10 protein-coding genes and 2 pseudogenes are annotated in these 11,609 nt (G+C 71.7%); 4 read left to right on the top strand and 8 right to left on the bottom strand.

Annotated features, from left to right (window positions below):
- Positions 1-90 precede the first annotated feature (90 nt).
- The 4 genes from ACWC09_RS40195 to lipB form a co-directional block, all read right to left on the bottom strand.
- A complete protein-coding gene (locus tag ACWC09_RS40195; protein ID WP_450856009.1) occupies positions 91-795 on the bottom strand; it encodes a DUF4191 domain-containing protein in 705 nt (234 codons plus the stop codon).
- Between the two features lie 66 nt (positions 796-861).
- Positions 862-1,062, bottom strand: a complete 201-nt coding sequence (locus ACWC09_RS40190) for an SCO2195 family GlnR-regulated protein (protein ID WP_450856008.1) — start codon at positions 1,060-1,062, stop codon at positions 862-864.
- 256 nt (positions 1,063-1,318) lie between these two features.
- On the bottom strand, positions 1,319-2,284 hold the full coding sequence (gene lipA, locus ACWC09_RS40185; RefSeq protein WP_450856007.1) for a lipoyl synthase: 966 nt from the start codon (positions 2,282-2,284) through the stop codon (positions 1,319-1,321).
- A gap of 104 nt (positions 2,285-2,388) precedes the next feature.
- Entirely contained in the window at positions 2,389-3,186 is a 798-nt protein-coding gene (gene lipB, locus ACWC09_RS40180; RefSeq protein WP_450856006.1) for a lipoyl(octanoyl) transferase LipB, read from the bottom strand.
- A gap of 254 nt (positions 3,187-3,440) precedes the next feature.
- Between lipB and ACWC09_RS40175 the strand changes: the two genes are divergently transcribed.
- Complete coding sequence (locus tag ACWC09_RS40175; RefSeq protein ID WP_450856005.1) at positions 3,441-4,871, top strand: regulator; 1,431 nt, start codon at positions 3,441-3,443, stop codon at positions 4,869-4,871.
- Positions 4,872-4,892: 21 nt separating this feature from the next.
- Here the strand turns inward: ACWC09_RS40175 and ACWC09_RS40170 are convergent.
- The 3 genes and pseudogenes from ACWC09_RS40170 to ACWC09_RS40160 form a co-directional block, all read right to left on the bottom strand.
- Positions 4,893-5,873: pseudogene (locus tag ACWC09_RS40170) on the bottom strand (NAD(P)/FAD-dependent oxidoreductase); the annotation flags it as partial.
- Between the two features lie 872 nt (positions 5,874-6,745).
- Positions 6,746-7,127 (bottom strand): annotated as a pseudogene (locus ACWC09_RS40165) (FAD-dependent oxidoreductase); the annotation flags it as partial.
- Between the two features lie 149 nt (positions 7,128-7,276).
- Entirely contained in the window at positions 7,277-8,173 is an 897-nt protein-coding gene (locus ACWC09_RS40160) for a TIGR01777 family oxidoreductase (protein ID WP_450856004.1), read from the bottom strand.
- A gap of 38 nt (positions 8,174-8,211) precedes the next feature.
- Here ACWC09_RS40160 and ACWC09_RS40155 point away from each other — a divergent pair, with 38 nt between their 5' ends.
- Positions 8,212-8,700, top strand: coding sequence for an N-acetyltransferase family protein (locus ACWC09_RS40155; RefSeq protein ID WP_450856003.1), 489 nt, complete (start codon positions 8,212-8,214; stop codon positions 8,698-8,700).
- Positions 8,701-8,777: 77 nt separating this feature from the next.
- On the opposite strand, the gene ACWC09_RS40150 is transcribed toward ACWC09_RS40155, so the two are convergent.
- Complete coding sequence (locus ACWC09_RS40150; protein WP_450856002.1) at positions 8,778-9,962, bottom strand: MarP family serine protease; 1,185 nt, start codon at positions 9,960-9,962, stop codon at positions 8,778-8,780.
- A gap of 192 nt (positions 9,963-10,154) precedes the next feature.
- Between ACWC09_RS40150 and ACWC09_RS40145 the strand changes: the two genes are divergently transcribed.
- Together ACWC09_RS40145 and ACWC09_RS40140 are read left to right on the top strand one after the other, a co-directional pair.
- Positions 10,155-10,985, top strand: a complete 831-nt coding sequence (locus ACWC09_RS40145; protein WP_450856001.1) for a peptidoglycan recognition protein family protein — start codon at positions 10,155-10,157, stop codon at positions 10,983-10,985.
- Between the two features lie 98 nt (positions 10,986-11,083).
- A complete protein-coding gene (locus ACWC09_RS40140) occupies positions 11,084-11,572 on the top strand; it encodes a carboxymuconolactone decarboxylase family protein (protein ID WP_450856000.1) in 489 nt (162 codons plus the stop codon).
- Positions 11,573-11,609 lie beyond the last annotated feature (37 nt).

Raw genomic sequence — 11,609 nt, 5'->3', positions numbered from 1 at the left:
CCCTCCCGTTCTGGCCCCCCCCCTCCCTCGCGCCCGCCCCCCCAACCCGCGTGGGCGCCCCCCCCCGGCCCATTCGTGACTGCCGGTGTCCTAGCGCGCCTTCGGCCCACCCTTCGGCAGCTTCATACCCTTCGGCATCGGCCCCTTCGGGAGCGGCATGTTGCTCATCAGATCGCCCATCGCGCGCAGCCGGTCGTTGGTGGCCGTCACCTGGGGACCGGTCAGCACGCGCGGAAGCTTGAGCATCGTCGTCCGCACCTTCTTGAGCTCGGTCTGCCCCTCGCCCGCGCCGACGATGATGTCGTGCACCGGTACGTCCGCGACGATGCGGTTCATCTTCTTCTTCTCGGCGGCCAGCAGGCTCTTCACCCGGTTCGGGTTGCCCTCGGCCACCAGGACGATGCCGGCCTTGCCGACGGCCCGGTGCACCACGTCCTGGCTGCGGTTCATCGCCACCGCAGGAGTGGTGGTCCAGCCCCGGCCGATGTTGTCCAGCACGGCCGCAGCGGCGCCCGGCTGGCCCTCCATCTGTCCGAAGGCCGCCCGCTCGGCCCGGCGTCCGAAGACGATCGCCGCCCCGAGGAGGGCGAGCAGCAGGCCCAGGATCCCGAGATAGATGGGGTGACCGATCAAGAAGCCGATCGCGAGGAAAACACCGAAGATGCCGATGCCGACAGCCGCGAGTACAAGACCGATCTTCTTGTCGGCCTTGCGGGTCATCTTGTACGTCAGGGCGATCTGCTTCAGTCGCCCGGGGTTCGCAGCGGTGTCCGCTGCTGTGTCCTTCCTCGCCATGGCACGAAGTCTACGTGGCCCTGGAAGCGCCGACGACGGCAGTGCCGGGGAAGGGAGCGGGGTGGGTCAGGGACGGACGACGGTGACCTGGTCGAGGACGCGCTGCGCCTCCACCCGGTCCTTGGCGCGGCGGCGGTCCTCCAGGACGGAGGTCCAGGCGTTGCGGCGAGCGGTGCGCTGGCCGCTGCTCATGAGCAGCGACTCGACGGCACGGAGTGCATCGGTGAAGGACGGGATGGCGGTGGCGCGAACGGGCGCGGCCTGCATGATGGAGGTCCCCCTCGGGAATGGCGGCTCTGGTGAGTGGTGCACGGGGTGTACAGCCAGGGTCACTGATTGGTGTTACCAGGGCGTGACCGACCGGTCAAACACCAATGAAGCCTTGATACGCAGGGTCAAAACGCTGACGCGGCCCTGATGGTGCCCCCAGCTGCGAGGACGTCCAGGACCGCGTCAATCGGCCACTACCCGCCGGTAGTTACTTGTGCCCAGATTCACACGTTTGGAGTGGCACTCCGTGCCATCAGACCGCCTGCGAGGCGACGTACGCCCCGCGCTTCTCCACGGCCATCTGGTACAGCCGCCCGGCCCGGTACGAGGACCGCACCAGCGGACCGGACATCACCCCGGAGAAGCCGATCTGCTCGGCCTCCTCCTTCAGCTCCACGAACTCGTGCGGCTTCACCCAGCGCTCCACGGGGTGGTGGCGCACGGACGGCCTCAAGTACTGGGTGATGGTGACCAGTTCGCAGCCCGCCTCGTGCAGTTGCCTCAGCGCGTCGCCGACCTCCTCGCGGGTCTCGCCCATGCCGAGGATGAGGTTCGACTTGGTGACGAGGCCGTGGTCGCGGGCGGCCGTGATGACCTTCAGCGAGCGGTCGTAGCGGAAGCCGGGGCGGATGCGCTTGAAGATCCGGGGGACCGTCTCGACGTTGTGCGCGAAGACCTCGGGGCGCGAGGAGAAGACCTCCTCCAACTGCTCCGGGATCGCGTTGAAGTCGGGGGCGAGCAGCTCCACCTTGGTCCGCCCGGCCTCGCGCCCGGCGGTCTGCGCGTGGATCTGCCGGACCGTCTCCGCGTACAGCCAGGCGCCGCCGTCCTCCAGGTCGTCGCGGGCGACGCCGGTGATGGTGGCGTAGTTCAGGTCCATGGTGACCACGGACTCGCCGACGCGGCGCGGCTCGTCACGGTCGAGCGCCTCGGGCTTGCCGGTGTCGATCTGGCAGAAGTCGCAGCGCCGGGTGCACTGGTCACCACCGATGAGGAACGTCGCCTCGCGGTCCTCCCAGCACTCGTAGATGTTGGGGCAGCCGGCTTCCTGGCATACGGTGTGCAGCCCCTCGCTCTTCACGAGGTTCTGCATCTTCGTGTACTCGGGGCCCATTTTCGCCCGCGTCTTGATCCACTCGGGCTTGCGCTCGATGGGGGTCTGGGCGTTCCTGACCTCCAGGCGCAGCATCTTGCGTCCGTCCGGTGAGACTGCGGACACGTCGGCTCCCTGTGCTTCGATTCTTCGGCGCACACCAGAGTACGCCCGTGCTTACCAAGCCCTGCTTCAGGCCAACCCCGCCGCTGAGGGGCTGATTCCCGGTGTCAGGCGGAGGCCTTCTCGATCTCCCGCGGCCTCAGGTCCGCGTTCCCCAGTACGTCGGTCAAGTGCCGCTCGGCGACCGGCAGGACGTCGGCGATGGTCAGCTCGCGCCCCAGCTCGTACGCGAGGGAGGTGACGCCCGCGTCCCGGATGCCACAGGGGATGATCTTGTCGAAGTTGGATGTGTCCGGATTCACGTTCAGGGCGAAGCCGTGCATGGTGACGCCCTTGGCGACCCGGATGCCCATGGCGCAGATCTTGCGGTCCTCACGGCGCTGGCCGGCGTTGGAGGGGGCGTACTCGGGGCCGTTGAGACGGGGGTCGAACTCCTCGTCGGTCAGCCGGGGGTCGAAGTCGAGGGAGAGGCCGCCGAGGGCGGGGCGCTGTTCCACCGGGTCGCCCAGCACCCAGACGCCTGCCCGGCCCTCCACCCGGCTGGTCGCGACGCCGAACTCCGCACAGACGCGGATCATCGCCTCTTCGAGCCGGCGGAGGTGCGCGACCACGTCCACCGGACGCGGCAGCTTCTGGATCGGGTAGCCGACCAGCTGGCCCGGTCCGTGCCAGGTGATCTTGCCGCCGCGGTCCACGTCGATGACCGGGGTGCCGTCCAGGGGGCGTTCGTTGTCCGCGGTGCGCCGGCCGGCCGTGTACACCGGCGGGTGCTCCAGGAGCAGCACGGTGTCGGGGACCTCGTCCGCGAACCGCGCCGCGTGCACCCGGCGTTGCTCGTCCCAGGCCGCCTGGTAGTCCACGGCCTCGGAGCCGAACCCCATGCGGACGAACCGCAGCTCACTCACGGCAAGCGCCTCCCTAGAAGGTCGTAAGGCACGAAACGTGCCTACGCCACTGTACGACCGACCGTCTCGCGTCAGCCCCGGGGTCAATCCTCACACGATCGGATGAACGAGCGTCGAAATGTGCGACCGGGTGCTCACTCTCCGCTACATTCGCGCCGTTCACAGAGGCCATAAGGGCTGCTCACAGGCAATCCGGGCACCCGGACGCCGTAACGGCGCCAGGACGGCCCGAAAGGCAGGAGACCGCACCGCAGATGACGGAACGACCCGCGCAGCGCACTCCCAACCGACAGCTCGCCGCGCTCATCGCAGAAGCGGGATTCTCCAACGCGGGGCTCGCCCGTCGCGTGGACCAACTCGGTCTCGAACACGGGCTTGATCTGAGATACGACAAGACGTCCGTGACCAGGTGGCTGAGAGGACAGCAGCCCCGCGGCACGACCCCCGCCCTCATCGCCGAGGTCTTCACCCGGCGGCTCGGGCGCCGGCTCACCGCCCAGGACCTGGGGCTCGACGCGTGCGCTCCCGTCTACGCCGGGCTGGAGTTCGCCGCGACGCCCGAGGAGGCCGTCGACATCGTCGGTGGGCTGTGGAGGAAGGACTCCGGCTCGCATGCCGAGCTCCGCAAGATCGCGTTCACCCCGGCGGGTCTGGTGGTGCCCAGCCGGGACTGGCTGATCGGCCGCGCCGACGACAAGGTGGCCCGTGGCGAGCAGCCGGTCAAGGTTCCGGCGCAGGGCCGCCCGGTCGTCCCGCGCCAGCGCGGCACGGGCGGGCCCGGCCAGAGGGTCACCGGCGGCGACATCGCCGCGCTCCGCTCGGTCGGCGAGCTCTTCCGCACCCTCGACAACATGTACGGCGGCGGACACGCCCGGCAGGCCCTGGTCCGGTATCTGGAGCACGAGTGCGAGCCGATGCTGCGGGGCACCTACGGCGAGCAGACCGGCCGGAAACTGTTCGCGGCCGCGGCGGATCTGACGCGGCTCGCGGGCTGGACGTCGTACGACATCGCGGCGCACGGGCTGGCGCAGCGGTACTTCGTGCAGTCGTTGCGGCTCTCGCAGGCGGCGGGGGACCGGGCGTACGGCTCGTACGTGCTGGTCACCATGAGCCGGCAGGCCGTCTATCTCGGGCACGGGCGGGAGGCCGTGCAGCTGGCGCGGGTGGCGCAGCAGGGTGCCGGGACGAACGCGCCGCCCGTCGTGCAGGCGCTGTTGCACGCGGCCGAGGCACGGGGGCACGGGGTGCTGGGGGAGGTGCGCAACTGTACGGGGTCGCTGGTCCGGGCCGAGCGGGCCCTGGAGACGGCCCGCTCGGGGGACGAAGTGCCGTACTGGGCGCGGTTCTTCGACGAGGCGCAGTTGGCGGACGAGTTCGGGCATGCGCATCGGGATCTGCAGCAGTTCCGGGCGGCGGCGCAGCACGCCGAGCGCTCGCTGCAGTTGCAGGCGCCCGCGTATGCGCGTAGTCGGCTGTTCTGTCGGGTGGTGCTGGCTTCCGCCCGGTTGGGGTTGGGTGAGTTGGACCAGGCGTGTCAGTTGGGGGCGGAGGCGGCGGGGGCCGCTGCGGAGATGCGGTCCGTGCGGGCGGTCGAGTATGTGAAGGACTTCGAACGCCGGTTGGAGCCGTACAAGGATTCGGCGCCGGTGAGGGGGTATCGGGACAAGGTGGCGGCGCTTCATTAGCAACCCACCACGCGGCGCGTTTCAGGCGGCCTCGGCTGTGGTGACGGGGTCGGCCCGGTGCATCGAACCTGCCGCGCCCAGGTCCGTGAGGATCGCTGTCGCCGCCCTGTGGGCCGAATGCAGGGCTCCCTGGACCGTGCTGGTGTCCCTGTGGTCGCCGCAGACGTAGAGGCCTGCCAGGAGGCGTACCGGACGGCGTAGGTCGTGGGGTGGGCGCATGGCGGGGACCGCTTCGGGGGTGTGGTGGACGGCGAGGGTTTCCCAGCGGCGCGTGGAGGTGCCGTAGAGGCGGGAGAGGTGGGTGCGTACGGCGGTTTCGAGGTCGGGTGGGGGAGGGCCCAGGACCGTGGACGAGATGAGTGCCCGCCCTTCGGGGGCGCGGGTCGGGTCCACCTCGCTGATCACCGCCGTGTGGGCCACCGGGCCGCCGCGGTCCGCGTCGAGGAGCAGGGAGGCTCCGGTCGTCGGCGGCTCGTCCGTCGTGTGGTGGACGACCGTGAGCTGGTGGAAGTCGGGTACGCGCAGGCCCGGCAGCAGTTCGGCCGCGGCCCTCGCGTCGGTCGCCAGCAGCACTGCCCGGCAGCGGATCTCGCCGTGCTCCGCGGTCGTCACCGAGTTGGTGGAGACCGAGGTGACCCGGACCCCGGTGTGTACGGTCCCCGGCGGCAGCGCCCGTGCCAGCAGCTCCGGCAGCGTCTCGGCGCCGCCTTCCGGCAGACACAGCCGCCCGCCGGCGAAGGCCCGCAACGCGAGGTCGGCGCACCGGCTGGACGTCGTCAGCTCCGGGTCGCAGAGGAGAGCGGCGAGCAGCGGGCGCAGGAAGCCGTCGACGGCGCGTGCGGGAATGCCGCGTGCGGCGAGGGCCTGGCCGGCCGGCAACTCCGGCCGGGACAGCAGCCGTTCGACCGGCATCGACGCGAGGCGCACCAGCGCCGCCCCGAGTCGCGCCTGATCGACGGCGGTACCCAGCGGGGCCCCGGTCCGCGCCCGAGGAGCGGCCGCCACACCCCCCTGACCCCACGGCCCGGAGACAAACCGAGGCACACCGGCAAGCCCCTTCGACACAGCAGCCGGCCAGGGAACCCCACCGAGCCCCTTCACGCCGCCGTTGGCCGAACCGACGCTTCCGCGCCTCTTCGCGCCGCCGTTGGCCGCCTCTGCGCTTCCGCGCCTCTTCGCGCCGTTGTTGGCCGCCTCTGCGCTTCGGCGCCTCTTCGCGCCGTTGTTGGCCGCCCCTGCGCTTCCGGGAGTCTTCGCGCTGCTGTTGGCCGACCCCGCGCCTCCTGGTGCCTTCGCGCTGCTGTTGGCTGCCCCTGCGCTTCCGGGAGTCTTCGCGCTGCTGTTGGCCGACCCTGCGCCTCCTGGTGCCTTCGCGCTGCTGTTGGCTGCCTCTGCGCTTCCGCGTGCCTTCGCGCTGCTGTTGGCCGAACCGATGCTTCCGGGTGCCTTCGCGCTGCTGTTGGTCGCCTCTGCGCTTCCGTTTGCCGACCCCGAGCCTCCGCGCCCCCTCGCGCCGCCGTTCGCCGACCCCGAGCCTCCGCGCGTAGGTGTCCCGCCCGCGGGAGACCCCGCGCTTCCGCGCCCCTTCGCTCCGCCCGTCGGCGTCCCCGCGTCCCCGCGCTCCTTCACCCCGTTCGTCGGCGACACCTCACCCTCGCGCCCCTCCGCTTCGACGATCGGCGGCGCCTGTCCCGCGCGCCCTTCCGCCCCGCCAGTCGGCCATGGCATGGCGCTGCGTGTGTCCGCCCCCGTCCCGGACGTCGGCCGCGTCGCGCTCGCACGCCTCTGCGCGGAAGTGAGTCGACGTCCGGCCGCTCGGCCCTTCGGCGCGGCCCCCGATCCCGGCTCGGCCCCGCGGCTCCGCGTCCCCGCTGCCGCCCCCGTAGCGCGAGGGGCGCTCGCCAGAGCGCGGACCGCGTGGAGTGCGCCCCGTGCGCCCCCCGCACCCGCCATGGTCCCCGCCCGGTGGTGTCGTCCGTCGCTGTGCAGCAGGACTCCCGGGGTGAACGGGCTCAGGACGAGGGCGTCGAGGCCGGGTGCGCGGCGCAGTTCGGGATACGCCATGGACAGCAGTTGTCCGATGCGGTCGAGCCGGAAGCCGTCGACCTTCTCGGTCGACATGCGGCCACCGACCCATGGGGCGGCCTCCAGGACCGCGGTCGTCACTCCTGCGCTGGTCAGCCGGTGCGCCGCGGAGAGCCCGGCGACCCCGGCTCCCACGATCACGACATCCACCTGGTACGCGGGCTCAAGCACGTGCCCCTCCTCGAGGTTGCGCGGCCGGTGGAGACGTCATGCCCCCAACTGCCTCCGGGGATACCCGAGTTCGGGTCGAGGGTAGGGCGGTGACCGGTCAAGGACAGTCGCGCATGCACAGGGCACGGTCGCACAGCGGTCGCATACGGTCAGAGTGCGGCTCTGATCGCTCCCTCGATGTCCGGGAACGCGAACGTGAACCCCGACTCCAGCAGCCGCTCCGGCAACACCCGCGCGCTGCCCAGCACATCCCCGGCCATCTCGCCGAGCGCGGTCCGCAACACCGGTGCCGGCACGGCGAAGAGCGTCGGCCGGTGCAGCACCCGTCCCATCGCCGCGGTGATCTCACGGTTCGTCAGGGGGGTGGGGGCGGTGAGGTTGAACGGGCCGGACAGACCCTCCGTGTCCATCAGGTGCCGGATCGCCGCCACCTCGTCGTGCAGCGAGACGTACGACCAGTACTGCCGCCCGTCGCCCATACGCCCGCCAAGGCCCGCCTTGAAGAGCGGGAAGAGCCTGGCCCAGGCCCCGCCCTGCCGGGACACCACCAGCCCCGTCCGCGCGAACACGGTCCGTACGCCCGCCTCCCGCGCCGGCGCCGCCGCCCCCTCCCACTCCACGCACAGCTCGGGCAGGAAGCCGGACCCGTGCGGCGCACTCTCGTCGACGGTCCGGTCGCCGGTCTCGCCGTAGAACCCGATCGCGCTGCCGTTCACGAACACCCGCGGCTTCTCGTCCAGCGCCGCGACCGCCTCCGCCAGCGCCTTCGTGCCGAGCACCCGGCTGCTCCGGATGCGTGTCTTGTACGCCTCCGTCCAGCGCCGGTCGCCCACCCCCGCGCCCGCGAGGTTCACCACGGCGTCGCACCCGGCGAGCCCGCGCGCGTCCACCCGCCCGGCCTCCGGGTCCCAGCGGATCTCGTCGGCGCCCCGGGGCTCCCGGCGCACCAGCCGCACCACCTCGTGCCCGTCGGCGACAAGGGACCGCACCAGGGCGTCACCGATCAGACCGGACGCACCGGCCACCACGACTCGGGAAGAAATCATGAGGCCATTGTGCTCGGTGGACTCATAAGGTGGCGGTCATGCCGGTTCCGCACATACGCCACGCCACCCTCGACGACGAGGACGCGCTGGGCCTCCTCGACCGGGTCACCTGGTCCACCCTGCACGCCGTGGCGCCCCGCCCCCAGCCGCCGTACGAACCCTTCTTCGACGACCGTTTCGGCCCCCGCGACCATCTGGTCGCCGAGCTCGACGGTGCCGTCGTCGGCTATGTCCGGCTGGGCTTTCCGACGCCCCTCGCCGCCAACCGCCACGTCCGCCAGATCCAGGGCCTGGTCGTCGCGGAGGAGGCGCGCGGGCTGGGGGTCGGCCGGGCGCTGCTGCGGGCCGTGGGCGACGAGGCCCGCCGCCAGGGCGCACGCCGGCTGACTCTGCGCGTCCTCGGCCACAACACCCCGGCCCGGGGGCTCTACGAGTCCGAGGGTTTCGTGGTGGAGGGCGTGCTGCCCGAGGAGTTCCTTCTCGACGGCGCGTACGTGGACGACGTCTTCATGGGACGCAGTCTCTGACCTGCTCGGCCCGACAGTTCACGCAGACGGCGGACGGCCGGCCCGGCGGGGGAGCCCGGCCCGAGAGGGGTTGGGCACTACGACGTGATGAGGTCGCCCGTGTCCACCGCCGCCGTCGAGTTCGCCGCGCGCCGGGCGTCGGAGGAGACCTCGGCCGCCGTCAGGACGTAGCCGGTCTCGTTGTCGGAGGTCGAGCGGGCGAAGACGACGCCGTAGACCTGGCCGCCGGTGGTCAGCAGCGGGCCGCCGGAGTTGCCGGGGCGGACGGTGGAGCGGATCGAGTAGATCTCGCGGGTCACCGTGGCGTCGCTGTAGATGTTCTGGCCGGTGGCACGGACCCGGCCCGCGACGGTCGCCGCCTGGAGGTTGAGGTCGCCGTCCTGCGGATAGCCGGCGACCACCGCGGAGTCGCCGCGCTCGGCAGTGTCGTCGAACTTCAGGATCGGCGCGCTCAGGCCGGGCACATACAGCACGGCGACGTCCTTGTCCGGGTCGAAGAGCACCACCCGTGCCTCGTACGACCGTCCGACCCCGCCGATCCGGACGCTCGGGTCGTCGATGCCGGCCACCACGTGCGCGTTGGTCATCACATGCTCGGACGCGTACACGAACCCGCTGCCCTCGCGGCCCTGGTTGCCGGCGACACCCTCGATCTTCACGGTGCTCAGCTTGGCGGAGTCGGTGGCGCGGGCGGTGACGCTGTCGCCGGTGGGCTTGGCCACGCGGGCCGTCGACTCGTTCTCGAACGGGTTGAAGACCTGCGGGAAGCCGGCCTGGGTGAGGGCCGAGGTGGCCCGGGAGAACCAGGTCGGGGTCGTCTCCGGCATGAGGTTCTGCACGGCACCCAGCAGCGTCGAGTCCCGGATCGCGGTCGTGACCAGCGGCGACGACGACGCGCCGAGCACGCTCGCGGCGACCCACGCGACGATCAGCACGGCGACCGAGTTGGCGGCGGCCCCGCCGACACCGTCGGCCAGCCTGAGCGGCCCTCTCTCTATCTCCCTGCGCAGCTTGAGCGCCAGCCGCCCCGCCAGTTCGTGCCCCACGACCGCCGGGACCAGCACCGTCAGCACCGCGGTGACCGTCGCCCGGGTGGTCCCCGCCGTCACCAGGTCCATCATCCACGGCAGCACCCACACGCCGACGACCGCGCCGCCCACGAAACCGGCGAGCGAGACACAGCCGGCGACCAGTCCGCGCCGGTAGCCGGATGCCGCGTAGGCCAGAACCACCAGCATGAGCAGGATGTCGAGCAGGTCCACAGAGCCGCCTTTCTCTTCAGACCCCTTAGTACGCGCGGGACGGGCCCGATGATCAGCACCGGCACGCCCCCGTGAGCGCGAGCGTGCCCGTTCCCCCGATCACTCGGAAAAACGTCGCGGACCAGGACGATGGTTCCACCGGGTGGCACAGCACACATCGCGGGCGGAGCGAATCCGGCCGAGAGTGGGCGTATGCGTGTCCGAAGATCGCGGTGGGCGCCGCCGGCCCGGCCTGCCGGGCGGAGCCGTCCGCTGCCCCGGCCCGCCCGTGTGCTGTTCGCCTGTCTCCCCGGTCTCGCCGCCGTCGTCGGGCTCGTCCTGTGCGTGGACGGTGTCGAGCACACCAGCACGGCCCGGTCCGGTCGGCCCGCGGCCGTCGTCACCCGGCCCGCCTCCGCCCCGCACTCCGCCCCCAGGCCCCGTATCGTGCCGCGGTCGGCCTGGCTGGACGACCTCGCCCGGCACGCTCAGCCGCCCCCGCGCTACGACGACAAGGTCGTCGCCGTCTTCGTCCACCACACCGACTCGCCCAACGGCTACGACTGCGCCGACGCACCCCGCATCATCCGCTACCTCTACGCGGGCCAGACCGGCGCCCGGAACTGGGACGACATCGGCTACAACTTCCTCGTCGACCGCTGCGGCACCATCTACGAGGGGCGCGCGGGCGGCGTCGACCGCCCCGTCACCGGCGCCCACACCCAGGGCTTCAACCACCGCACGACCGGCATCGCCGCCCTCGGCACCTTCACGGCGGGCGTCCCCGTCCCGCAGGCCATGACCGACGCGATCGCGGCGCTGGCCGCCTGGAAGCTGGGCCTGGCCGACGTCGACCCGCGCTCGAAGGCCCGCCTCACCTCCAGCAACAGCCTCAGCCGCTACCGCGCCGGCACCACGGCCCTGCTCCCCGCCCTCGCGGGCCACAGGGACGGCTTCATGACGAACTGCCCCGGAGCCGCCCTCGCCGCCCGCCTCCCGCAGATCAGGGACCTGGCGGCACGGCTGCAGAGCAGGACGCCGTAAGACGCCTCAGAACTTCTCCGGACTCCTGTCACATCCGTGTGCGCCCGCGCGTCAGTGCTGCGAAGAGGCCGACCAGGCCATGACGAAGGAGAGCAGCCATGACGAAGACCTCCATCTCCCGGATGCCGAACCCGGGCGAGTTCGTGCCCGAACTGAGCGACATCAGCGCCGCCCTCTTCCGGGCCACCGGCAACCGCTCGGTGCCGCGCACCACGATGAACCTCGTCCACCTGCGCGCCGGGCAGATCGTCGGCAACACCTATCTGACGATCCTGAACACCGGTTTCCTGCGCAAGGCCGGGGAGTCCGAGGAGCGCATCACCGCCGTCTCCTCCTGGACGGACGCCCCGTACTTCACCGACGCCGAGCGCGCCGCCCTCGCCCTGGTGGAGGCCACCCTCCAGCCCGCCCCGCCCGGCAAGGAGCGGGTCTCCGACGAGCTGTACGCCGAGGCGGCCAGGCACTACGACGAGAAGGCGCTGGCCACCCTGACCATCGCGATCGGCCAGATCAACTTCTTCATCGCCCTGGCGGTCATCGGCAAGCCCCAGCCGGTCAGCTCCCTGGCGGACGAGCAGTGGGACTGACCGCCCCGTCCGTCAAGAGCCGTGGGCAAGCGGCGGT

It is taken from the genome of Streptomyces sp. NPDC001617 (assembly GCF_053596855.1).
The sequence above is the reverse complement of the archived record's forward strand: the minus strand, read 5'-3'. Positions and strand labels throughout refer to the sequence as shown.